This is a genomic window from Montanilutibacter psychrotolerans (assembly GCF_003719825.1).
In the GTDB taxonomy this organism is placed as follows: Bacteria; Pseudomonadota; Gammaproteobacteria; order Xanthomonadales; family Xanthomonadaceae; genus Montanilutibacter; species Montanilutibacter psychrotolerans.
This window is the reverse complement of the sequence record NZ_RIBS01000001.1, coordinates 49105-72266: the sequence shown is the minus strand read 5'-3', so window position 1 is coordinate 72266 and position 23162 is coordinate 49105. Positions and strand designations below refer to the sequence as shown.

At 69.8% G+C, this 23162-nt stretch carries 17 protein-coding genes; 6 read left to right on the top strand and 11 right to left on the bottom strand.

What is annotated here, in order from left to right; translation table 11 throughout:
• Positions 1–67: 67 nt before the first annotated feature.
• Both EER27_RS00285 and EER27_RS00280 read right to left on the bottom strand, forming a co-directional pair.
• Complete coding sequence (locus tag EER27_RS00285) at positions 68–1879, bottom strand: M56 family metallopeptidase (protein ID WP_123086041.1); 1812 nt, start codon at positions 1877–1879, stop codon at positions 68–70.
• Complete coding sequence (locus EER27_RS00280; protein WP_123086040.1) at positions 1869–2237, bottom strand: BlaI/MecI/CopY family transcriptional regulator; 369 nt, start codon at positions 2235–2237, stop codon at positions 1869–1871. The genes EER27_RS00285 and EER27_RS00280 overlap by 11 nt, the downstream gene beginning before the upstream one ends.
• A gap of 85 nt (positions 2238–2322) precedes the next feature.
• Between EER27_RS00280 and EER27_RS00275 the strand changes: the two genes are divergently transcribed.
• The 3 genes from EER27_RS00275 (at position 2323) to EER27_RS00265 (ending at position 6666) form a co-directional block, all read left to right on the top strand.
• A complete protein-coding gene (locus tag EER27_RS00275) occupies positions 2323–4320 on the top strand; it encodes an acetyl-CoA hydrolase/transferase C-terminal domain-containing protein (protein ID WP_123086039.1) in 1998 nt (665 codons plus the stop codon).
• Between the two features lie 207 nt (positions 4321–4527).
• Positions 4528–5220 carry a hypothetical protein gene (locus tag EER27_RS00270; protein ID WP_123086038.1) on the top strand — a complete coding sequence of 231 codons (693 nt, stop codon included), beginning with the start codon at positions 4528–4530 and terminating at the stop codon, positions 5218–5220.
• A 228-nt stretch (positions 5221–5448) separates the two neighbouring features.
• Entirely contained in the window at positions 5449–6666 is a 1218-nt protein-coding gene (locus tag EER27_RS00265) for a COG3904 family protein (RefSeq protein WP_123086037.1), read from the top strand.
• Positions 6667–6773: 107 nt separating this feature from the next.
• Here EER27_RS00265 and EER27_RS00260 read toward each other — a convergent pair whose 3' ends face one another.
• Positions 6774–8912 carry a S8 family peptidase gene (locus tag EER27_RS00260; RefSeq protein WP_123086036.1) on the bottom strand — a complete coding sequence of 713 codons (2139 nt, stop codon included), beginning with the start codon at positions 8910–8912 and terminating at the stop codon, positions 6774–6776.
• Positions 8913–9306: 394 nt separating this feature from the next.
• On the opposite strand from EER27_RS00260, the gene EER27_RS00255 reads away from it, so the two are divergent.
• From EER27_RS00255 to EER27_RS00245, 3 genes are all read left to right on the top strand, one after another.
• Complete coding sequence (locus tag EER27_RS00255) at positions 9307–9663, top strand: low molecular weight protein tyrosine phosphatase family protein (RefSeq protein ID WP_223807097.1); 357 nt, start codon at positions 9307–9309, stop codon at positions 9661–9663.
• Between the two features lie 349 nt (positions 9664–10012).
• Positions 10013–10393 (top strand): VOC family protein, encoded by a 381-nt coding sequence (locus EER27_RS00250; RefSeq protein ID WP_123086035.1) that lies wholly within the window; start codon positions 10013–10015, stop codon positions 10391–10393.
• A gap of 130 nt (positions 10394–10523) precedes the next feature.
• Entirely contained in the window at positions 10524–12566 is a 2043-nt protein-coding gene (locus EER27_RS00245) for an amidohydrolase family protein (RefSeq protein WP_123086034.1), read from the top strand.
• Between the two features lie 270 nt (positions 12567–12836).
• Here the strand turns inward: EER27_RS00245 and tkt are convergent, their stop codons facing one another.
• From tkt to EER27_RS00205, 8 genes are all read right to left on the bottom strand, one after another.
• A complete protein-coding gene (gene tkt / locus EER27_RS00240) occupies positions 12837–14825 on the bottom strand; it encodes a transketolase (RefSeq protein ID WP_123086033.1) in 1989 nt (662 codons plus the stop codon).
• A gap of 326 nt (positions 14826–15151) precedes the next feature.
• Complete coding sequence (locus EER27_RS00235) at positions 15152–16549, bottom strand: dicarboxylate/amino acid:cation symporter (RefSeq protein WP_123086032.1); 1398 nt, start codon at positions 16547–16549, stop codon at positions 15152–15154.
• A 133-nt stretch (positions 16550–16682) separates the two neighbouring features.
• Positions 16683–17108, bottom strand: coding sequence for a hypothetical protein (locus EER27_RS00230; protein WP_123086031.1), 426 nt, complete (start codon positions 17106–17108; stop codon positions 16683–16685).
• 4 nt (positions 17109–17112) lie between these two features.
• Positions 17113–18816 (bottom strand): BatD family protein, encoded by a 1704-nt coding sequence (locus tag EER27_RS00225; RefSeq protein WP_223807096.1) that lies wholly within the window; start codon positions 18814–18816, stop codon positions 17113–17115.
• A complete protein-coding gene (locus tag EER27_RS00220) occupies positions 18813–20693 on the bottom strand; it encodes a tetratricopeptide repeat protein (protein WP_123086030.1) in 1881 nt (626 codons plus the stop codon). Before EER27_RS00220 ends, EER27_RS00225 begins: the two co-directional genes overlap by 4 nt.
• On the bottom strand, positions 20690–21718 hold the full coding sequence (locus EER27_RS00215; protein WP_123086624.1) for a vWA domain-containing protein: 1029 nt from the start codon (positions 21716–21718) through the stop codon (positions 20690–20692). Before EER27_RS00215 ends, EER27_RS00220 begins: the two co-directional genes overlap by 4 nt.
• Positions 21715–22170: a DUF4381 domain-containing protein gene (locus tag EER27_RS00210; protein ID WP_123086029.1), complete on the bottom strand. Its 456-nt coding sequence runs from the start codon at positions 22168–22170 to the stop codon at positions 21715–21717. Before EER27_RS00210 ends, EER27_RS00215 begins: the two co-directional genes overlap by 4 nt.
• Positions 22170–23084 (bottom strand): DUF58 domain-containing protein, encoded by a 915-nt coding sequence (locus tag EER27_RS00205; RefSeq protein ID WP_123086028.1) that lies wholly within the window; start codon positions 23082–23084, stop codon positions 22170–22172. The genes EER27_RS00210 and EER27_RS00205 overlap by 1 nt, the downstream gene beginning before the upstream one ends.
• Positions 23085–23162 lie beyond the last annotated feature (78 nt).

Below are 23162 nucleotides of genomic sequence, written 5' to 3'. Positions count from 1 at the left end.
CCAGACTCGCCGCCGTCGAAACAACCTGTACCCGGGGCATGGTCAGCCCCAGGCGACGCCATCCGCGCTATCGACCGACCGGCCGCTGCACCACCACGCGCTCCGCGGGCTGCGCATCCACGGTCCTGACCACCTCGCGCTGTACCACCTGGCGACGCACCTCGCCCACAGCGGGCTGCGGTGCGGTGGCGGGCGTTGCGTGCGTTGACGTCAGCGGACGGGCTGGTGCCACAGCAGGGCGCGGCGTGACAACAACCACCGGTGCGACCAGCGCCCTGGCATCAACCGCCGGTTCCACGCGCGCGTCGACCACGGTATCGACCGCGACCTCGACCGGCTTCGTCACGCCGTGCCGTGACACCCCGCGTACCAGTGCGCCGTCCGGCGACGGAGGAGCCGACGGCGCGGCCGGCACCGGCGGCGCGGTGGGTGCAGGCGACGCAGGCGGTACGGGCGGCGCGATGGGTGCAGCCGGCATCGGCGGCACGGTCGACACAAGCGGTGCCGGCGGAGGAACCGGCAACGCCACCAGCGCCGGCGTGTTCGGAAGCGGCGTCGGTGCGATCGGTGGTTGCGGCGGCAAGGGTGCCGATGCCACGGGCGGCAGGATCGCGTCGGTGCTCAGAAGCACCTCCAGCGCGAGATCGGCTGATGCACCCTCGCCGTCGCCACGCTGGCCGATGCGGATGGCGGCGTTCTGGCCATCGCGCACCACCAGCTGCGGTGTAGCCACGACCTTGCCGTCACGCATCAGGCTGGACTCGAAGCGGATCGAGCCGTCGCCGCGCGGGGTGGCCTTTGCCTGCATTTCCCAGCGGCTGCCGTGGCTGTCGGTGCGCACGGAAAACGGCTCGCCGATCCGTGCCAGCACGGTGGACGTCTGCGCCGGACTTCCATCGACCTGCATCGAGATGCGCGCCTGCACCGTGCCTTCCGGCGCCACCCGTGCACCGGGCACCACGCGCTGCGGCTGCGCGGACCATGCCGCGACGCCACCGCCCAATACCAGCGTCATGGCGATGGTGGCGCCACCGAACCAGCGCAGCGCCCCTGGAACAGGTTGCCTGATCATTTCGATTCTCTCCTTGAGTGGATGGCCGTAACCCCAATGGCAGCCCAGCGGCAGCGATTGCGCGGCCAAGTGGGTCTTCAACATCGCCTCGCCGTAGGCACGCCGCGATTGCGGGTGGCGCGCCATCACCCGCTGGTCGCAGGCCAGTTCCTGGTCGTGGCGGAAGCAGCGCGCGGCGTAGTGCAGCAACGGGTTGAACCAGTACAGGCAGCGAAGCGCGGCAAGCACGGCGTTGAACGCCAGATCGCCACTGCGGATATGCGTGCGTTCGTGCGCACGGATGAGCACCTGCTCGTCGGCGGCATATCGCGTGTCGAAGTCGGACGGCAGCACGATGCGCGGCCGCAGCACGCCGATCGCGGCGGGCAGGCCGGCGTTGGCCTGCGCGCGCCAGCCCTCGGGCCGCAGCGGTTGCAGCTCGCCCAGCGCGCGCACGAAGCGCCGCTGCTGGTGGCCCAGCAGCATCGCCAGGGCCAGTCCACCGCACAGCCACAACAGTGCCATCGGTACGACGGGATCGATCGCAGCGGCCGTCGTGAGAGCCGGCACCGCCGATACCACCGTGGCAATCGCCGGCATCGGCTGCGGCGCGGGCACCACGACGCTGGTCGCCGGCAACAGCACCGCCAGCATCGCCGCCGGCACCGCCGTCCACAGCAGGTACGCGCTCACCGCACCGAAGCGGCGCCGCAACGGCCGCCGCAGCGCCAGCACCAGCACGATCGCCGCGCTGCTGGCCAACGTGGTTTCCCAGACGCCCTGCATCAGCGCGCCCAGCCAGCCGTCCAGCCATGGGTCATGGGCCATCGTCTATCTCCCCGAGCAGCTTGCGCAGTTCCGCGACATCGGCTGCACTGAGCTTGCGGTGCTGGCTGAAATGCGCGACCAGCGGCGCCACGCGTCCGCCGAACAGGCGCTCGAGCAGGCCCTGGCTCTCCTCGTTCACCCAGTCCTCGCGTTTGAGCAACGGCGCGTACAGGTAGCGACGGCCCGACTTCTCTGCGCTGATGGCGCCCTTGTTGAGCAGGCGATTGAGCAATGTCTTGATGGTGGCCTCCTGCCACTGCCGCGCATCGGCCAGCGCCGCGACCACCTCCTCGGCCGACAACGGGCTGCGCTGCCAGAGAACGTCCATCACCGCCGATTCGGCTTCACTGATCTGCACCGGGCCCTCAATCGTTTACGAGTGTAATTGGCGCTGAGATTACGCCCGTAATCGTTACTGTCAAGTGGCGCGCTAGTCTTTGCCGATGACATCCGCCGCCCCCAGCCGTCCTGCCCCCGTGCGCGTCGACAACGTCGAAGCTGCCGTCGATCTGCTGCTGTCCCGCGTCGAGGGCGCGCTGCACGTTGGCGCGCCCCTCGCGCTGGGCAAGCCGCACCGGCTGCTCAACGCATTGCACGCGCGCATCCAGGCCGATCCGTCGCGGCCGATGCACCTCTACACGGCACTCTCGCTGGATCCGCCCGGCGGCGGGAAAGGCCTGGAGCAGCGATTCCTCGCTCCGTTCGTGAAGCGCCATTTCGGCGACGACTTTCCGCGACTGTCCTACGTGCAGGCCGTGCGCCACGACGCCTTGCCCGACCACATGGAAGTCGAGGAGTTCTACCTGCAGTCCGGCGCGATGCTCGGCTCGACGCAGATCCAGCGCCGCTACGCCAGCCTCAACTACACGCACGTCGCACGCGCGCTCGCCGATCGTGGGCTCAACGTGCTGGTGCAGAAGGTCGCGATCGAGCCCGGCGTCGATCCCGCGCAAGCGCGGCTGTCGTTGTCGTGCAACACCGACCTCACCTTCGATGCCGTCGACGCGATCGTCGCGCGCGGTTTGCCCCGTCCGATGCTGATCGCCGAGATCGATCCGCACCTGCCGTGGCTGGACGGCGGCGATGCGGCCGTGGAAGCGGGCTACTTCGATGTCGTCATCTCGCCTGCCGCGCCGCACCCCGCGCTGTTCGCGCTGCCCCGCCAGCCGGTCAGCGATGCCGACTACGCGATCGGTTTCTTCGCCAGCACCCTGGTGCGCGACGGCGGCACGCTGCAGATCGGCATCGGCACGCTGGCCGACGCGCTGAGCCACGCGCTGGCACTGCGCCACGGCGACAATGCCGCGTACCGACGCGTGCTGGATGCGCTGGATCCGCATGTCGCCACGCATCCGGCCGTGGTCGCCAGCGGCGGGCTCGGGACGTTCGAGCATGGCCTGTACGGCTGCAGCGAGATGCTCAACGAGGGTTTCAAGCGGCTGGTCGAGGTTGGCGTGATCCGGCGCAAGGTGGTCGACGATGTCGCGCTGATGCGCCGCCTCGCCGACGGCACAGGCAGCGACGACGACCGCGCGGCGCTCGAACGCGACGGCCAGTACCTGCACGGCGCGTTCTACCTCGGCTCGACCGCGTTCTACGACTGGTTGCGCCACCTGCCCGACGACCAGCGGCGCGCGATCGGCATGCGCCGCGTTGGCCAGGTCAACCAGCTGTATGGCGGCAATGAGGCGCTCGAACGCCTTCAGCGTCGCGACGCACGCTTCTTCAACAGCTGCATGATGGCCACCGCGCTCGGCGCGGCCACCTCCGATGCGCTGGACGACGGCCGGGTGGTGTCGGGCGTCGGCGGCCAATACAACTTCGTCGCGATGGCGCACGCGCTGCCCGACGCGCGCTCGGTGCTGATGTTCCGCGCCAGTCGCGACGCCGCCGGCAGGGCCTCCACCAACGTGGTGTGGAATTACGGGCACACCACCATTCCACGCCACCTGCGCGACATCTACATCACCGAATACGGCATCGCCGACCTGCGCGGTCGCGCCGACGAGGACTGCGTGGTGGCCATGGCGGCCATCGCCGATGCGCGCTTCCAGGCGCCCCTGCTGGACCGGGCCCGGGCCAACGGCAAGCTGCGGCGCGACCACGCGCCGCCTACGACCTGGTCGCGCAACACGCCGCAACAACTGCGCGAGGCCCTGGCACCGTTGCGACGCGACGGCAGCCTGCCGGACTACCCGCTGGGCAGCGACTTCGACGAGGTCGAACAACGCCTGGTCAAGGCGCTGGGCTGGCTGAAGGCGCACACCACCAACCGAACCGGCAAGCTGCGCACGGTCGCGCGCGCCCTGCTCGGCGGAGGCACGGCCGGCCGCGACGAGGCCGCGTTCGAACGGATGGCGTTAGCGGCGCCGCATGGGCTGACCGAACGCCTCGAGGCGCGATTGCTGGCGCTGGGCCTGCGGGAAACGGCCGCGCCCTGACCGTACGCGCCCTGATCGGAACTGCACGAGCCGCGGCGCTCGCGCCCGGGCGCCGGGGCCCGGTTCATGCGGGATGCGTCCGCACCTGCAGGCCCCGTTCCGGCATACGCATGCGGCGTTCGCCTGCGTTGCATCCATGCCCCGCGCGCGCCTTCTCCGCGCCCCTATACTTCCGGCTCCCTGCGACGCCCCGGGAGGGCGCACCGGATGTCCGCCGAAAACGTCTACCGCCACTTCTATCGAACGTTGCGCCTGGGCGCGGCCGAGCTCAGCGACGGCGGCGGGCCGTTCGGCTTCGACATCACCACCGCGCTGGAATTCGACTACCTGATCGAACGCTACCAGTGCGACGCGATCATCGAGACCGGCTGCAATGCAGGCGACACCACCGACTACCTCGCACGCGCCTATCCCAACCTGGCCATCGTCACCTGCGACGTCGTCGACCGCTACGTCGACCTGGTGCAGCGGCGTGTCGGCTTCATGCCGCACACCTACGTCGAGAAGGCCGATTCGCCGGACCTGATCGCCAAGTACCGCGACCGCTTCCGCTGCCCGCTCTACTACCTCGACGCGCACTGGTACGAATCGTGGCCGCTGGAACGCGAGCTGTCGCTGATCGACACGGGCGTGGTCTGCGTGGACGACTTCAACATCGGCAACCCGCGCTTCGGCTTCGACAAGTACGACGAGGTCGAATGCGGACCCGGCATGCTGGGCCGGTTCATCGAGAAGATCCCGCACTACTACACCAACAACCCCGAGGCGCAGTACGAGCTGCCCTGCCTGCAGGGCGGACGCCGCGGCGGCAAGGCTTACTTCGCGGTCGGCCAGGCGCACGACCACCTGCAGAACCACCGCTATTTCAAGCGTTACCAGACGCCCCGCACGCCGGGCTGAACCGGGCGAGGTGAACACGGCGGGATGATCCGGCGGCGCCCGTGCCTGCGCGCGCCGGAGGGCCGGTTCATCGTCAGGCCATCGTTGTCTTATCACGATGCAGGGCGAATCCGCCAACGCATCGCCCGTTAAGCCGCCCATGGCCTGGCGGGCACCGTGGTGGCGCAGACTATGTCCTGTCCCGGTCGGCTGACGCGCCGTTCCGGTCCTCGCAACCAATGGTGATCAATGGCGATTTGGCGGTACGTGCTGGCGTTGTGTCTGGTCCTTCCTGGCTGCGGGCAGGAGGCCGCCGACAACGCTGCGGCGCCGGCGTCGGTAACGCTGGGCGAGGAATCCGGCGACCGGGCCCCCGGCTCGGCCACACGCGGTGAGGACGCCTTCATCGCCGGCCCGATCGCCAGCCCCGCCCCCACCAACTACCTGAGCAGCGTCTATTGGCCCTCCGCGCGGCTCGAACCTGCCAGCGGCACCGCGCGCATCAGCTGCAGCTACGACTACGAGCGAGATGGCGACGGCCGTACGCTGAATTCGCTGGAGTTCTTCGCGGTGGTCGATGCGATGAACGCCTGCCGTGATATCGGCGTGGTGCGACTGCGCTACAAGGGCAAGATCGGCACCGGCTTCACCGCGCTGGTCGAGCGTGTCGGCGCGATGGCCGAGCGCATGGAGATCGGCACACGCATCCTGGACATCGACTCGGCCGGCGGCCATGTCGAGGAAGCGATCCTTGCCGGTGACGCCATCGCCGAATCGCATTGGGCCATCTGGGTGCGCGAGGATGCGCTGTGCCACAGCGCCTGCGTGCTGGTACTGGCCGCCGGCGACACGCGATCGATCTCGGGCAAGGTCGGCATCCATCGCCTGATGCGCGACCGCTCCAACGCCACCTCGCGCGCAGAGCTCAATGCCGAGCTCAAGCAGATCAGCCAGCACATGCGCGATTACCTGGAACGCAACGGCGTCGCGATCGCGATCGCCGACCAGATGATGACGATTCCCAATCGCCAGCTGCGCCTGCTCAGCGAAGACGATCTCAAGCAGTATGGCCTGTACGGCACCAATGCCGCCCAGGACGACCTGGACCGCATCCGACTCAACCGCCAGTGCGGCGAGGATTTCGTGCGCCGCCGCGATTCGTTCCGCCGCGCGTTTGACCGGGAGTGCATGGAACCCGGCGAAGCCTTCGAGGACATGAACAAGTGCGGGCTGGCACTGCAGAGCCGATTCGGCTTCCCGGACAGAACCTGCCCGAACGTGAGCCCGATGTCCGACCAGCGCCGCAGTCCCGCCCGCTTGCCGGCGTTGCCGCCGATTGACTTCGACAACGTGGTGGCGACCGGCAGTTCCGGTGATGCAATTGCCGGTGATGCGAAGGCCACCGTCGCACCGGAAGCCAAGCCAGCAGCTGGTGCGACGGACCGGAAGGCGCCTGCAGGCCGCTGACCTACCCGACCGGACCCGGCGTCGGGACACCGGACCTGCGAAACGAGCCAACGGGCCAGGTGCCCGAAACCCAACCCGGGAGGCATGCGCCTCCCGGGTTGGCGACATCAACGGAAACGCGCGACGCTGGCCAGCGCCTGGCCGTTGCCCGGCATCGGATTGCCGAATTCGTCCCAGACGAAGTAGCGGCCGTACGCGGTGATCGTCTCGATGATCCCCTGACCCGGCACCAGCTGCAGCTCACGGCTGTCGAAACGGCACGGCGAACCGGCCGCGGCGTAGGCGCAGGGGCCGTTGGCGTAACGCGCGACGGTGCGCACGTCGCTGCCCGAACCTGCGAGCGGATTGCCGGCCGCGTCGAAGTTCCAGAAGCGACCGTAGGCAGAGATCGATTCGACCAGCCCGCCCCATTGCGGGGCGTCGATCAGCACGCGCGTGTCGAGGCGGCAGTCCACGTTCGCCGCCGCGTAGGCGCACGGGCCGTTCGCGTAGCGCGGCACCGAACGCAGCGACGACCCGTTGCCCGCAAGGCCGTTGCCGACGCCGTCGAAGTTCCAGTAGCGGCCGTACGCGGTCACCGAGTCCATGGCGCCAAAGCCCGGGTAGTCGAGCGTGGTCGCGCTGTCGATCACACAGTCCGCGCCAGTGGGAGCGTAGGCACACGGGCCGCTGGCGTAGTGCGGCCGGCTGCGCAGGTCACGCGCGGGGCCGGTTGCCTGGCCGTACTGGTCGAACGTCCACAACTGGCCATAGGCCAGCACCGATTCGACCAGGCTGCCATCGCTCCTGCGGTACTGCCCGATCGCATCGATCACGCACGAGCGCGTCATGCCCGCACCGCAAGGTCCGGTGGAGACGTTGCGCGCGTTGCTGACGGCCGCGGCCACGTTCAACAGGCCGGCGCCGCACTGCCCGTTGCAGGCGGGCAGCGGCGACGCCGAGCCGGTCAGCAGCTGCTTGACCTGCGCCGGCCGGAGCGTCGGATTCACCGACAGCATCAGGCCGATCGCACCGGCCACGTGCGGTGCGGACATCGAGGTGCCCGACAGGTAGCGGTAGCAGTGCGCATTGCCGCTGGCCGGCGTGGTCGTCCATGCCGCCAGCACGCCTTCGCTGTACGGATAGAAGCTGCTGCCCGGATCGTCCGGGCAGCCAACGCCCATGCCGTAGCCGCTGTACGGCGGCTGGTGCACGCCACCGCCACCGGGCGCGGCCAGCGTCACGCTGCCGTAGTTGCTGTACGGCGCCAGCACGTTACCCGGCGCGGTTGCCGCCACGGACACCACGCCGGCGCAGGTGGCCGGCGTGGTGTTGGTGACCGGGCTGGCCTGGTTGCCGGCCGCCGCCACCACGTTCACGCCGTTGGCGATCGCGCGCGCCACGGCCTCGCGGACGGCGGTCGCGTTGGTGCTGCTGCACGGCTGCTGCGACTCGAAGCTCATGTTGAGCACTTGCACGTTCTTCGAAATCGCCCAGTCGATGCCACGGATCACCGAGGTCATCGACAGCTGGCCGTTGGCGCTGGCCACCTTGATGTTCACCAGCTTGCAGTTGCGGCAGACGCCCGCGGTGCCCACGCCGTTGTTGGTCGCGCCGCCGGCGATGCTGGCCACGTGCGTGCCGTGCCGCCAGTTGGCGGTGTCCATCGCGCTGGTGCCCGGCGCGGCGGCGTTGTACTCCTCGGCATGCCACTTGGAGGCCAGGTCCGGATGCGTGGTGCGGCCGGTGTCGAGCACGCCGATGCGGACGTTGGCACTGCCCATGGTGATGTCCCAGGCCTGCGGCAACTGGATGGGCGGGTAGTGCCACTGCTGCGGGTACAGCGGATCGTTGGCCGTGGCCGACAGCTGGAACAGGTAATTCGGGTGGGCGTATTCGACATCACTGCGTGCACGCAGCTGCCTGACCAGGGCCAGCGTGGCAGCGGTGGGGTCGCTGCTGGCCGTGCGGGTGCTGGCATCGGCCTTGACCAGGCCCAGGCGCAGCGGCGTGGAAACGGACTGCAGGCTCTCGCCCGCCGCCATCCGGTGGACGGTGCCACCCTTGAACTTCACCACGGCCTCGAACGGCACGAATTGCAGCGTGGACGCCTTCTGTGCGGACGGCACCGGGGGCGCCGCGTGCGCGGCCATGGCCAACAACGAGACGCACAGTGCGCCTGCCAATCTTCCTGACTTCACGAAGTACTCCTTTACTTGGTGGTTGGACTGCGGGTACAGCACGAACGCCTTGCGCGGCGCCTGCATCCAGCAGACGCCCGGAATGTGTCAATCGCCCACCGGCCCTTTGCCATCGCGCGGGGCGACGCCGGCGTGAATCGGGGAAGCGGGTGGGTGATCATGAGAACAGATCGGCTTCGCATGGGCTGCGACTGCCGGCTGCCTGCCCTCGTTTGCGGTGCCGACGGTTGCCCGTGACGCCCTCAGCGCGGCCTCCAGCGTGCCAGACCCGTCCGCAGGCCGCACCCACACGACGGCGTTGCCCCGGCCGCGCGTCGGGCGCGCGTCGAGGCAGCCGTCGCCCGCCGCGCGCGTGGCGATCGCGACATCGCCTTGCCCGACCCGACGTAAGACAATCCCGGGCTTCTGGCAGCGCGGGGTGTCCCGAGCTTGCCGTGGGGTGGATCGCGAAAGGGAACGCATGAAGGAACACAAGAAGGCACCGACGAAAGTGCGCAACGTCCTGTTTGTCTGCAGCCGCAACCAGTGGCGCAGCCCGACGGCGGAACAGGTGTGGAAGCGTCACCCGGCGGTGCGCGCACGATCTGCCGGAACCAGCCCGAACGCGCGGCGTCCGATCAGCGCGGCGGATGTCCAGTGGGCTGACGTGATTGTCGTAATGGAAAACAAGCATCGTGATCGCGTCGTCGCCCAGTTCGCATGGCTGGTCGAGCACAAGGCGATCCACGTCCTCGGCATTCCGGACGAATACAAGTACATGGATCCGGAACTGATGGAGGAACTGACGCAGTCGGTCGGCGCGCTGCTCGACCTGTAGCGGCGACGAGCTCCAGACGTGCACCCGCAGGTCAACGCCACCGAGACGTACCGGGAGATGCGCGCGGGCGCTGGCGCGCGCTGGAAGCCGCCGCCCGCGACGCCGATCGTCGGGGCCGATTGTCGGGGCCGATTGTCGACGCCGATCGTCGAGGCGAGCCGGCTTCAGGACAGCACCGGACCGGGTCGCGATGCCCGTTCGTTCGTCCGCACGGAGTTCGCACACCGGAGCACGCCGCCTGCCCTGGCCCCATGCGTTTGCGGCCCGGCACCGCGAATCGGCAGAAGGGGAACTATGCGATCCTGCCTCGGTCCCAAGGCCCCCACCCGGCACCGGAATCCCGCCGCCCATGAAGCCCGACCACATCACCCTGCTGGTGAGTTCGCTCGACCGCAGCATGCCGTACTACGCGCAGCTGCTGCCCCTGGTGGGGTTCCGGAAGCTCCGCGACCACGTGTGGACCGACGACGACGGATTCCACTTCCAGTTTCTGCAGGCGCGGCCGGACACTTCGCCGTACGAGCGCTACGGCGCCGGCATGAACCATCTCGGGTTTGGCGTGCCCTGCGTCGAAGACGTCCATGCCGTGGGCGAGGCGATGCGAAGCGCGGGTTTCGATGTCCCCGACATCCAGAACCTGGGCGGCGCCACGGCACTGTTCATGAAAGACCCCGACGGCATCCGGTTTGAAATCACTCATACCCCGCCGGGGCTTTCGGTGGTGGACTGAGCCCCGCGCGCGACAACTCGGGGCGGCGGCACCTTGCCACCCCGCTCCCGTGTCACCCTGCAGCAAATTCCTCCCGCACGCGCCGGATTCGCGGCATTGCGCGGCAACGCATCACGACACGGAGTCCGACATGAAACGCATTCTTTCGCTCTCGCTGGCGATGCTGCTGGCCAGCCCCGCCCTTGCGGCAGAGACCGTCCGCTACGTGGCGCTGGTCGACGGCGGCAAGTCGGCCGGCCACCAGATCGTGACCACGGATGACGACGGCCTCACCCACGTCGACTACATCTTCAAGGACAACGGACGCGGCCCGGAACTGAAGGAAACGTTCCGATTGGCGAGCGACGGCACGTTCACCAGCTACCACGTCCAGGGCAACACCACGCTGGGCTCATCCGTGGACGAATCCTTCGGACGCGATGGCGACAGGGTCTGGTGGAAGTCGACGTCCGACCACGGCGAGCAGTCCGTCACCGGCACCGCGCTGTACACGCCGCTCAACGGCTCGCCCGCCAGCGATGGTGTCGCGCTGGCCGCGCTGGCGCGGCACGCCGACGGCAAGCTGCCGCTGATCCCCAGCGGCACGCTGAGCATGCGCAAGCTGGCGGAGATGGACCTCGGCCAAGGCCAGCAGGCGCGCAAGGTGCAGCTGCTGGCGGTGACCGGCGTGGGCCTGACGCCGCGGTTCGTGTGGGCCACCACGGACGCGCAGCCACGCCTGTTCGCCCTGATCTACCCGGGCTGGATGCAGCTGATCGAAGAGCCGTGGAAGGCCAGCGCCGCCCAACTGGAAGCACGCCAGACGCAGGCCGAGGTGGATTTGCTGGAGGACCTGCAGAAGCAGCTCGCGCATCCGCTGGCCGGCACGACGCTCATCCGCAATGCGCGCGTGTTCGACAGCGAGAAGGCGACCTTGGGCGCGCCGTCCGATGTGCTGCTGCAGGGCGGCCGCATTGTCTCGGTGTCTGCCGCGGGCGCCGCTGTGAGCAACGCGGGCAACACGCCCGACAACCAGATCGACGCAGCCGGTCGCGTGCTGATGCCGGGCTTGTTCGACATGCACGGGCACGTGGACCGTTGGAGCGGCGGGCTCAACATCGCCGCCGGCGTCACGACCGTGCGCGACATGGGCAACGACAACGCCACGCTGCAGAAGATCATCGCCGAGGAGAAGGCGGGCAGCCTGCTGTCGACGCGCATTGTCCCGGCCGGCTTCATCGAAGGCGAAAGCCCGATGTCGGCGCGCAACGGCTTCGTGATCAAGACCCTCGACGAAGCCAAGCGCGCCGTCGACTGGTACGCCGCCAACGGCTACGTGCAGGTCAAGATCTACAACTCCTTCCCCAGCGGCATCCTGCGCGAGACGGCCGCGTACGCGCACGCCAAGGGCCTGCGCGTCAGCGGCCACGTGCCGGCCACCATGCGCGCGCAGGACGTGGTGGAACAGGGCTACGACGAGATCCAGCACATCAACCAGGTGCTGCTCAATTTCCTGGTGGACGACAAGACCGATACGCGCACGTTGCAGCGCTTCTACCTGCCCGCGGAAAAGATCGCGGACCTGGATTTCGACAGCAAGCCCGTCCAGGACTTCATCGCCCTGCTGGCCAGTCGCAAGACGGTCATCGATCCCACCCTGACCACGTTCGATTTCATCCGTCAGCGTGCCGGCCAGCTGTCGCCGGCCTACGCATCGATCTCGGCGCACATGCCGCCGGACGTCCAGCGGGGCTTCCGTAGTGCGCAAATGAAGATCAATGACGAGGCCACGGCGGTGCGCTATGAGCGTTCCTACGAAAAGATGGTCGAGTTCGTCGGGCGCCTGCACCGGGCCGGTGTGCCGATCGTCGCCGGCACCGACGAGCTGGCCGGCTTCACCCTCCAGCGCGAACTGGAGCTGTACGTGCAGGCCGGCATGACGCCCGGCGAGGCGCTGCAGACCGCCACATGGAATGCCGCGACCTACTCACGCGCGCTCGACGACCGCGGCACGGTGACACCGGGCAAGCGTGCCGACCTGATCCTGATCGATGGCGACCCGACCCGCGACATCGCCGATATCCGCAAGGTGGCACTGGTGGTGAAGGGCGAGACCGCCTACTACCCGAGCGAGATCCACCAGGCCATGGGCATCCGCCCGTTCGCCGAGCCGGTGAGAGCGGCCGCGCGATGAAGGTTTGGGCGGTGCCGTCGCGTGACGCGCGCCGGCATCGCCTCCGGGTGTGAGGCACGGACCCGCGGCGCTCCGACGGCCGCGGGCATCACACGCTGGGGCAAGTGACTTGGCCTCGGCAGTCGTGGGCGGCGAGTCGCTTCCGCGCGACGCCAGAATGCACAACGGGGCCGCGAGGGCCCCGTTGCTTTCGACATCGGTTGGATCAAATGCGGTTGGGTCCAACCCCGCCCGCTTGCCGCCGGCTGGCTTGCCAGCCGGCGACGCGCATCAGAGCGCGGCTGCTGCCTCGACCACCTTCTCGACGGTGAAGCCGAAGAACGGCATCACCTGCTCGATCGGGGCGCTGGCGCCGAAGCTGTCGATGCCGATCACGGCGCCGTCGAGACCGACGTACTTGCGCCAGTAATCCGACACGCCCGCCTCGATGGCGACGCGCTTGCGCACGGCGTTGGGCAGCACCGCCTCGCGGTACGCACGATCCTGGCGGTCGAACACGTCGGTCGACGGCATCGACACGACACGCACCCTGTCGCCCAGCTGCTCGGCGGCCTGCATGGCCAGCGACACTTCCGAGCCGGTGGCGATCAGGATGATCTCCGGCGTGCCGACGCTGTCCTTGAGCACGTAGCCGCCCCGCGCGATGTCGTGCACCTGCTGCGCGCTGCGCGGCTGGTGCGCCAGGTTCTGGCGGGAGAAGACCAGGCAGCTCGGGCCGTCATGGCGCTGGATCGCGGCGCGCCAGCTGACCGCCGATTCGACCGCGTCGCACGGACGCCACACGTCGTTGTCGGGGATGTAGCGCAGCGACGCCAGGTGCTCGACCGGCTGATGGGTCGGGCCGTCTTCGCCCAGGCCGATCGAATCGTGCGTGTAGACGTGGATCGCCTGCGCGCCCATCAGTGCGCTCATGCGCACGGCGTTGCGCGCGTAGTCGCTGAACACCAGGAAGGTAGCGTCGTACGGGATGAAACCGCCGTGCAGGTTCAGGCCGTTGCTGATCGCGGTCATCGCGAACTCGCGCACGCCGAAATAGATGTAGTTGGCGTCCGGATCGTCGCTGGCCACCGACTTGCTGCCCTTCCACAGGGTCAGGTTGGAGTGCGCCAGGTCGGCCGAACCGCCGACGAGCTCGGGCAGCAGCGGCGCGAAGGCTTCGATCGCCATCTGCGATGCCTTGCGCGAGGCGACCACCGGGCCGTCGGCCTGCAACTTGGCGATGTAGGCATCGGCGTCGGCCACGAAGCCTTCCGGCAACTGGGCGCGCGAGCGGCGGATCAACTCGTCGGCCAGCTGCGGGTACTGCGCGGCATAGCGGTCGAACAGCGTGTTCCACTGGTCCTCGCGCACCAGGCCGGCGTTGCCGGCGCGCCAGCCATCGCGAATCGCCTGCGGAATCTCGAACTCGGCGTGCGGCCAGTTCAGCGCCGCGCGCGTGGCCACCACCTCGTCCTTGCCAAGCGGTGCGCCGTGGCTGGATTCCTTGCCGGCCTTGGCGGGCGAGCCAAAACCGATCGTGGTGCGGCAGCAGATCAGGGTGGGCTTGTCGGTGGACTTCAGCGCGGTCTCGATCGCGGTCTTGATCTCGTCCGGGTCATGGCCGTCGACACCGCGTACCACGTTCCAGCCGTAGGCCTCGAAACGCGCGGGGGTGTTGTCGGTGAACCAGCCGTCGGTGTTGCCGTCGATGCTGATGTGGTTGTCGTCCCAGAACGCGATCAGCTTGTTGAGGCCCCAGGTGCCGGCCAGCGACGCGGCTTCGTGCGAGATGCCCTCCATCAGGCAGCCGTCGCCCAGGAACACCCAGGTGCGGTGGTCGACGACTTCCAGCTCCGGCCGGTTGAAGCGCTGTGCGAGCAGCTTCTCGGCCAGCGCCATGCCGACGGCGTTGGCGATGCCCTGGCCGAGCGGACCGGTGGTGGTTTCCACGCCCGGCGTCATGAAGTTTTCCGGGTGGCCGGGGGTCCTGGATTCGAGCTGGCGGAACATGCGCAGGTCGTCGATCGACAGGTCGTAGCCGGCCAGGTGCAGTAGCGCGTACTGCAGCATCGAGCCGTGGCCGTTGGACAGGATGAAGCGATCCCGGTTGAACCACTTCGGGTTGTTGGGGTTGTGGCTGAGGTAGTCGTTCCACAGCACTTCGGCAATATCCGCCATGCCCATCGGCATGCCGGGATGGCCGGAATTGGCGGCCTGCACCGCATCGATGGCGAGGAAACGGATGGCGTTGGCGAGGTCGCGGCGGCTGGGCGTCGTCATGGGGTGGCGGTCATCTGGGAGGCGGCGGAGGGCGGCGCCCGCGGCGAGGACTCAGCCGGGCAGGCGCGGCATTGTCCCATCCCGGGGGCCGCCGTGTCGCGCGGCCCGACGTCATTTCCGTGCACACCCGCCGGAAGACGCCCCGTGGCAGCGGCTCCGGGCGATCTGGCTGAACGAGGCTTTGCGTGAACCGGGCGCCGGGTGAGCCGCGCGCTGCGAGACCGGAGCCGCGAGACCGGGCATCGGAAAGCCCGCGCCCGGACGTGCCCACGGCGCCATCGGCGGCCGCGGGACCGTTGCGTCGGGACCGTCGGTTCGGGGACGCCTCAGTCCGCGGCCGGATCCGGCAGGGCGGCTGCGGACGCCTCGCTCTCGCCGCGCGACACCATCGCCGCAATCGCGATGTCGCCGGTGACGTTGAGCGTGGTGCGGCACATGTCGAGGAAATGATTGACGCCCAGGATCAGGCCGATGCCCTCCGGGCGCACGCCGACCATCGCGCAGATCATCGCCACCACCGGCAACGAACCCGACGGCACGCCGGCCGTGCCGATGCCGCCCAGGATGCACACCAGCATCACCAGCACCTGCTGGCCCAGGCTCAGGTCGACACCAAAGAACTGGGCGAGGAAGATCACCGTGACGCCCTCGAACAGCGCCGTGCCGTTCTGGTTGGCGGTGGCGCCGACGGTCAGCACGAAGCGCGAGACGCGGCGTGGCAGGCCTAGCTTCTCGTCGGCCACGCGCAGCGCGGTGGGGAGCGTGGCGTTGCTGGAGGCGGTCGAGAACGCCAGCACCATCGCTTCCTGCACACCGCGGAAGAACGCCATCGGCGAACGTCCGCCAATGAACTTCAGCGCCAGCGAGTACACCACGAACAGGTGCAGCGCCAACGCCAGCACCACCACCGCGACGTAATTGGCCAGCTTCAGCAGCAGGTCCCAGCCGAACAGCGCGGCCAGGTTGAACATGAAGCAGAACACCGCGTACGGCGCGAGCCGGATCACCAGGCCGATCAGTGTCATCGACACGTCGAACAGGCCCTGGATGCCGTTGCGCAGGGTGTCGGTGGCCTTGCCCGGCGTCAACACGATGCCGATGCCGAGCATCAACGCAAAGAACATCACCGCCAGGATGGTGCCGTCGGCGGCGGCGCCGATCACGTTGTCGGGCACGATCGACATCAGCATGCCCAGGCCCTTGGCCGACTTGGTGCTGTCGCTGACGATGCTTTGCGCGCGCTCGGCGTTCTCGGTCAGCAGTTGCTGCGCGAGCACCGGATCGATGCCCGCACCGGGCTGCAGCCAGTTGACCAGCACCAGGCCGATCAGCACCGCGATGGCCGACATCACCACCGTCAGCCCGAGCGTGCGCCAGCCGATCCGGCCGAACGCACGGACGTCGCCCATCTCCGACACACCCATGACCAGCGCCGAGAACAGCAGCGGGATCACCAGCATGAAGATCAGCCGCAGGAACAGCTGACCGATGGGGTCGGTGACGTACTGGGTGATCAGTTTCACCCACGGTGTGCATTGCCACGGCAGCTCCGCCGCGGCGCCGAGACAGGCCGCGCTGTCGGCCGGGAGGCTGCTCAGCTTGCCCAGCCCGGAGGCGTAGACCAGCAGGCCGAGCACGAGGCCGGCGAGGAAGCCGATCGCCATCTTCCAGTGCAGCGGCAGTTTCGGCCGCGTGGCGCCGGTTGCGGGGGTGGCTTCGCTCATCGTGTCGCTCCGTGCAAGGTGGCGGCGAGCTTAGCAAACGACGCCCGTGCGGCCGCTTCCGCGGGCCGCGGGCGCGTATTCCGCTCGGAGGTCCCACCCGGCCGCTGGCGGCCGCCGACGCCGGAGGATCAGATCACAGCTGCGACCACGCGCCACGCACGCCAAACAGGTGCACCAGGCCGACGGCCACGCAGATCGCCGAACTCCACAGGACGAACGGAGTCATCGACGCTGGCGCGAACGCCGCCATCGGTACCACCACCAGTCCACGCAGCAGGTAGACCGCGGTGACCAGGCACAGCACGGTCCTGCGCAGTGGAAGCCGTCGCACCAGACCGGCTCCTGACAGCGCGTAAAGCGCCCAGGTGGCCAGGACGGCGACGATCAATGAGGTGATCAGTGTCGGCTGCCATGAGCCGGCCTCGGCCAATTGGGCCATGCCCTCGCCTGCGCCGAAAAAGCGGTACCACGGCGCGCCGAACACAATGCAGCCGATGTGCAGCAATGCCGCGATGGCGTTCAGTGCAGCGGCGGCGACCAGCAGTGGGCGTCCTGTCATCGTGTCAGCGTCCTTGTCGTTGTGGATACAGCGGCGCCAGCGGCTCGGCGGCCACCCGCACGGTTGGGTGCCAGCGCGGTCCGCTGGCGAATGCGGCGCGCAGCTGTCGGCGCGCGTCGACACCATCGCCTCCTGCCCATCGCGCGCGCTGCAGTGCGTCGAGCGCGGCGCGCTGCGCGGGATCGTCCAGGCGCGCGCTCACGTCGTCGACATCGGTCGCTGGCGGGCGGGCCATTGCGCACAGCACGTCGGCGACCTCGCCGAAATCGCCGCTGTCGAGCACCTGTCGCAGCGCGGCCAGGCCCGGCGCAGGCGGCATGACCGGCGGCGCGTCCGCGCGCGGCGGCAGACCACGGCGTCCCGACGTCGATGCGGCGGCCCGCCGTTGCAGCGCCCACACCAGCGTGCCCAGCCACAGCAGCGCGAACAGCACCGCCAACGGGGCCCAGAAGTTGCGAGATGGCAGCGCGCCTTCGGCATCCACACCATCGGACCCGATGCCGGCGACGCCCACCGGTGCGGCGGTCGGACCCGTGGCCGATGACGCGGTGGCGCCCGATGTCGCATTCGCCGCCGATCCGGTGGCCAGCCAGGACTGCTCGGCCAGGGTGGCCCAACGCGCCGCGCCGGAGCGCACGTCCCACCAGCCCAGGCGGGTCTCGGGCAGGCGCACGGTGCCGGCGCGCGACGGCACCAGCGCAAACCGCCGCTGCAGCCGCGCGCGCGGGCGTCCGTTGACGAAACTGTCGTCGGCCTTCACCGGGTCGGCGAACACCTGCACGCCATCGATCGGCGGCAGTTGCAGTTCCGGCATCTGCGCCGAGGTCACACCGTCGGCGATGGCTTCGATGGTCACCGTCGCATCCGCGCCGACCTGCAACTGTTGCGGCGTGGTGACATAGCGAAGCTGCAGGTCGTGCAGCGGCAGCCAGGGCTGCGGGGCATTGGCGGGGATCGCCCGCACCTGCAACGTGCGCGGCGCGGCGTTGGCGCGCAGCTCGCCGCCGCGATCGCCGAACAGGTCATCGAAGAAGCCGCCGGCGCCACGCCCCTCGAACGACGCACCGGGGATGCTCAACGCGCCGCTCCGCTCGGGGATCAACTGGTAGCGGCGCTCGACGACGTTGTAGCGCTCGCCGTTGACCACGCGCGTGTACTGGGCGTCGTCGCCGACACGCTGCATCGAGGCGCCTTCCGGGTTGGGCTGGTCGAGCACGCCCGACACCAGCGGCGCCAGCGAGTACAACCGCACCACCCAGCCGACCGCCTGCTGCACGTAGGGGTCGTTGTCGTCGGCTTCGCTCTGGATGAACACGTCGCCGCTGGCCTGAGCCGGTTGCTGCGCGCTGGCCGGGGCGACCACCAGCGCCAGCGGCTGCGTACGCGCGCTGCCAACCGCCAGCACCGGCACGGTCAGCACGCCCTCGCGGCGCGGGCGGAGGGCGACGGCGAACAGGCTGCTGCGCACGCCGTTCACGTAGCTGCGCCGGCTGCTGTTGCCGCTCACCACGAACAGGGCTTGCAGCGGTGTGTAGTCGGGCGTGGCGGACTGATCGGTCTCGATGTTGAGCGTGACGGTTTCGCCGGCGGCGATGCGATCGCGATCGAGCCAGGCGCGGGTCTGCGCACCCGCAATGGAAGCCAGCATCGACATCAGCAGGCCGATGCCAAGCAAGCAGAAGCGGTTCGGTCGTGGTATCGCGTTCATGGGTCCTGGCCCCGCATCTGGCGGCGTTGCTGTTCGGCGCGGAACTTGGCACGCAGCAGGCCACCGGGATCGTCCGGCACCCGCCGCAGCCAGGCCTCGTTGGCCAGCCGTCGCTCGCGCTGCGCTTGTGTTTCTTTCGGGTTGCCGGCGGTGGCCTCGGCCTGGCCGTCGCCGCGGTCGCTGGCGTCACCGGCCACGCCTTCGCGCAACGCTCGCTGCATGCGTTCGCGTTGCGCGGCGTCGGCCGCCCGCTGGGCCGCGCTGTCGCCGGCACCGGCAGAAGACGGCTGCTCCGTTTCCGACCGCCCTGCGGGTGTGCCGGACCGTTGCCGCGCGGTCGGCTCGGGTCGGCCCGACGACTTGCCCGGCTGCGGCGGCTGGCCCTGCTGCTGGCCCTGCTGCTGGCCTTGTTGCTGGCCTTGCTGCTGGCCTTGCTGCTGACCTTGCTGCTGACCTTGCTGCTGACCTTGCTGCTGACCTTGCTGCTGACCTTGCTGCTGGCCTTGCTGCTGACCTTGCTGCTGACCTTGCTGCTGGCCTTGGCCTTGCTGGCCACTCTGGCCTTGCCCCTGCCCTTGCTGGCGTTGACGCTTGGCGGCCGCCTCCACCGCGCGCAGGTTTGCGCTGGCATCTGGCATCCGGGGTTGCTGCTGCAGTGCGCGCCGGTACGCTTCGATGGCCTGTGGGTACTGCCCCGCCTTGGCCAGCGCATTACCGCGGTTGTAGTTCGCGTCGGCGCCCTCGACGCCGCTGTACAGCGCCGCGGCACCCGCGAAGTCGCCGCGGCGGTAGGCATCGTGACCTTGCTGCATGCGCGCGTGCTGCGCCTGGTCGGGCCGCCGCCACCAGTCCGCGGCCGCGGCGGGCTGCCACGGCAGCCACAGGCAGGCCAGCAGCACCACCGCCACGCCGCCACGCCGGAAAGCGAACAATCCCAGCAACAGCAACGGCGGCAGCAGCCAGTAACCCTGGTCCTGCCACGTCAGGGCGCCGGTGCCGCGCGCCGTGCCCGTGGCAGCCTCGGCGGTGAGCATGCCCAGCGACTGAAGGTCCGAGGCGTCCGTGGCGATCGGCGCGTAACGACCGCCACCGGCCGCGGCCAGCGCGCGCAGCGATGCGGCATCGAAGCGGCTGCTGCCCAGCGAGCCGTCGGCACGCGGATAGGCCACGGCTGCCTGCCGACCCAGCGCCAGCACAGACACCTCGAAGCCGCTGGCGCGCACGCGCGCGGCGGCCGCGAGCGCCGCAGCGTCGGCGTGGTCGGTGAGCAACACGATGGCGCCGCCCTTGGCACCGGCGCGACGCAGCAGGCGCGCCGACCAGTCGATTGCCCGGTCGACCCGCTGGCCGTCGACCGGCATCACCGCCGGCTCCAGCGCATCGAGAAACAGGGCGACGTTGGCCGCATCATCGGTCAGCGGGGCCACCGTGTAGGCGTCGTCGGCAAACACCACCAGTGCGATGTCGCCGCCGTCGCGCCGGTCAAGCAGCGTCATCAGCTTGGCGCGCGCGTGGGCCAGTCGCGACGGCGGCAGATCGGCAGCGAGGGCGTCACCGGACAGGTCGAGCGCGACCACCAGCGGGGTTCGATCGCGCCACAGCGGTTGCTCGGTCTGGCTCCAGCCGGGCCCCGCCATGGCCAGCACCGCCAGCAGCCAGGCCAGGCCCGCGAGCAGCGGCGCGATCCCAGAGCGCGCCGCGCCTGCGGCCACCAGCAGGTGCGGCAGCAGGTGCGGATCGACCTGCGTGCGCCACGCGTTGGCGTGCCGACGGCGACGACGCCACCACCAGGCCAGCAGCGGCAGCGCGAGCAGCAGCCACAGCCAGTGTGGGCGCTGCAGGTGCAGACCCAGCCACTCGATGCCCGGCGTGCTCATGCGCGCCTCCGCGGCCGGGCGAACGCGATCAGTGCCAGCAGCAGCGCCGCGCCCAACGGCCAGGGATAGCGTTCCAGGCGCGGCCGCACCGCCTGCGCCGGACGTTCGATGGGCTCGATGCGGTCGATCTGTGCGTAGATGCCGGCCAGTTGCCCGGTGTCGCGTGCGCGGAAGAAGTGACCGCCGGTTTCCTCGGCGATGGCGCGCAGCACGGTTTCGTCGATCTCGTCGCCACCGGGCATCGGCAGGCGGATGCCAAACACGTTGATGCCGCCTTCGCCGCCGAACGCGATCGTGTGCACGCGCACGCCGTTCTCCCGCGCCAGTTCCGCGGCCTTGCGCGGATCGAGCGCGCCGGCGGTGTTGACGCCGTCGGTCAGCAGGATCAGCACGCGCTGGCCGGCGGGCTGGTTGTGCAGGCGCTTGACGGCCAGGCCGATCCCATCGCCGATGGCGGTCGCCTGTCCCGCCAGCCCGACGATGCTGTCGTCGAGTTGTTCGCGCACGCTGGCGCGGTCGAGCGTCAACGGCGTCAGCGCGTAGGCGCGCTCGCCGAATACCAGCAGACCGATACGATCGCCCGCGCGCCGTTCGAGGAAGTCGGAGAGCACGGCCTTGGCCGCGGTGAGGCGGTCGACCACGCGGCCGCCAAGTTCCATGTCGGCCTCGGCCATGCTCTGCGACAGGTCGAGCGCGAGCATCAGGTCGCGACCGGTCTGCGGCGGCTGCTGCGCTTCGCCCAGTTGTTGCGGGCGCGCCGCGGCCAGGCACAACAGCGCCCACGCCAGCCACACCAACGCGCCCGCGCCACCGCCGCGCAGGCTGCGCCCGCCACCTGCGGCAATCGCGTCGAGGCGTTGCCCCCACGGAACCCGCAACGCGGCGGCGTTGTCACGCGCAGCCGGCAGCAGCCAGCGCGCGAGCAGCGGCAACGGCAGCGCGAGCAACCACAACGGCCAGGCCAGCGCGATTCCGTCGAACAGGGAAAGCGTGCTGTCGATCCAGGTGGCGACCAGGCCGTTCATCGCCGCGCCATCCATTCGAGGAATCGCGCGCGCGCCAGGACCCGCATGGCCTCGACGTCGACCGGATCGACATCGCGCCGATAACCGCCATCCAGCAGCAGGCGTCCGGGGCCGGTGACAAACCCCGGCCGACGGGCGCCGGCGTCGAGCAGCGCCAGCCACGCGTCGCCGTCCAACCGGTCAGCGCGCGGGTCGTGCCGGCGCGCGGCCCGGCGCAGCAGTTCGGAGATGACCGCGACCTGCGCCGACGGTGTCGGCGCGGCGTCGACGCTGGCATCGAACAGCACGAGCAGTTGCTCGCGTCGACGACGCTGGCGCGCGCGCCACCACCACAGCACCGCGACCACCGCCAACCCAATCACCAGCAGCAACCACCACCCGGGCGCCGGTGGCCACAGCGGCGGCGCGGCCGGTTGATGGATGTCGCGCAGGACCAGCGTATCGGCAGCCATCACGCCACCATTGGCCGCGCGCGGCCGAGAAGGGGCAGCCACGATTCGCTGGAGGCGTCGGTGGACAAGGCCTGCACGCGCACGCCGCGCAACGGCAGCGACTGCACCGCCGCGTCGACCGGTGCGGCAAACGTGTTGCGCCAGCGTTGGCGCTGCGCGGCGCTGCCCAGATCGAGTTCGACGCGGTGGCCGCCGCTGTGAAACGGCAGGCGCCCTGTCGGCGGGGCGAGTTCCAGCGGGTCGACCAGCAACAGCACGATCACCTCGTGGTGCTGGGCCAGGGTGGGCCAACGCCGTTCGGGCACGGCCGCGAACGATGCCGGGTCGGCCAGCACCACCAGCCGCGAGCCGGGCCGGAGCAGGCGCGCGGCGTGGTCGAGCGCGACCTCGAGGCCGGCGTCGTCGGGCGGCGGGCCGCGGTACCACCGCACCAGCGCGTCGAGCACGCGCAAGGCGCCGCGTGCACCCGAAGCCGGCGTGACGGGTGGCTCGCGCACGCTGCCGCGCAACGCCGCGATGCGATCGCCATCGCGCGCCGCGGCCCAGGCGGCGACGGCTCCGGCGCGCGCGGCCTGCACGGATTTGTAGCGCACGCGCGTGCCGAAGTAGAGGGACGGCGACGTGTCGGCAACGATCAGGCTGAGCCGCTCGCGTTCGGCCTGGTAGAGCTTGGTGTGGGCACGACCGGTACGCGCGGTGAGGCGCCAGTCGATATGCCGCGCGTCGTCGCCCGCAACGTACTCGCGCGACTCGGCGTACTCCATGCCGCGGCCACGCAACGGCGACAGCGCCTGCCCGCCGACGCCGTGGCGACCGAGCCGGGCCGCGCGCCGTCCGGCAACGGCGCCGCGCAACGCGACCAGCTCCGGCAGCGTCGGCACGATGCCCTGGGTGTTGGCGATGTCATCGACCATCGTGGCGCGCGCCGTGGATGCCGATCACGCGAACCCGGGTACCCTGCTGGCGCGTTGGGTGCCGGTCGCCTCTGCAGC

What these genes read in the sequence shown, in the direction of transcription:
- EER27_RS00285 (WP_123086041.1), bottom strand. Translation starts at nt 1,879, where the DNA reads ATGGCCCATGACCCATGGCTGGACGGCTGGCTGGGCGCGCTGATGCAG.
- EER27_RS00275 (WP_123086039.1), top strand. Translation starts at nt 2,323, where the DNA reads ATGACATCCGCCGCCCCCAGCCGTCCTGCCCCCGTGCGCGTCGACAAC.
- EER27_RS00270 (WP_123086038.1), top strand. Translation starts at nt 4,528, where the DNA reads ATGTCCGCCGAAAACGTCTACCGCCACTTCTATCGAACGTTGCGCCTG.
- EER27_RS00265 (WP_123086037.1), top strand. Translation starts at nt 5,449, where the DNA reads ATGGCGATTTGGCGGTACGTGCTGGCGTTGTGTCTGGTCCTTCCTGGC.
- EER27_RS00260 (WP_123086036.1), bottom strand. Translation starts at nt 8,912, where the DNA reads ATGCAGGCGCCGCGCAAGGCGTTCGTGCTGTACCCGCAGTCCAACCAC.
- EER27_RS00255 (WP_223807097.1), top strand. Translation starts at nt 9,307, where the DNA reads ATGAAGGAACACAAGAAGGCACCGACGAAAGTGCGCAACGTCCTGTTT.
- EER27_RS00250 (WP_123086035.1), top strand. Translation starts at nt 10,013, where the DNA reads ATGAAGCCCGACCACATCACCCTGCTGGTGAGTTCGCTCGACCGCAGC.
- EER27_RS00245 (WP_123086034.1), top strand. Translation starts at nt 10,524, where the DNA reads ATGAAACGCATTCTTTCGCTCTCGCTGGCGATGCTGCTGGCCAGCCCC.
- tkt (WP_123086033.1), bottom strand. Translation starts at nt 14,825, where the DNA reads ATGACGACGCCCAGCCGCCGCGACCTCGCCAACGCCATCCGTTTCCTC.
- EER27_RS00235 (WP_123086032.1), bottom strand. Translation starts at nt 16,549, where the DNA reads ATGAGCGAAGCCACCCCCGCAACCGGCGCCACGCGGCCGAAACTGCCG.
- EER27_RS00230 (WP_123086031.1), bottom strand. Translation starts at nt 17,108, where the DNA reads ATGACAGGACGCCCACTGCTGGTCGCCGCCGCTGCACTGAACGCCATC.
- EER27_RS00225 (WP_223807096.1), bottom strand. Translation starts at nt 18,816, where the DNA reads ATGAACGCGATACCACGACCGAACCGCTTCTGCTTGCTTGGCATCGGC.
- EER27_RS00220 (WP_123086030.1), bottom strand. Translation starts at nt 20,693, where the DNA reads ATGAGCACGCCGGGCATCGAGTGGCTGGGTCTGCACCTGCAGCGCCCA.
- EER27_RS00215 (WP_123086624.1), bottom strand. Translation starts at nt 21,718, where the DNA reads ATGAACGGCCTGGTCGCCACCTGGATCGACAGCACGCTTTCCCTGTTC.
- EER27_RS00210 (WP_123086029.1), bottom strand. Translation starts at nt 22,170, where the DNA reads ATGGCTGCCGATACGCTGGTCCTGCGCGACATCCATCAACCGGCCGCG.
- EER27_RS00205 (WP_123086028.1), bottom strand. Translation starts at nt 23,084, where the DNA reads ATGGTCGATGACATCGCCAACACCCAGGGCATCGTGCCGACGCTGCCG.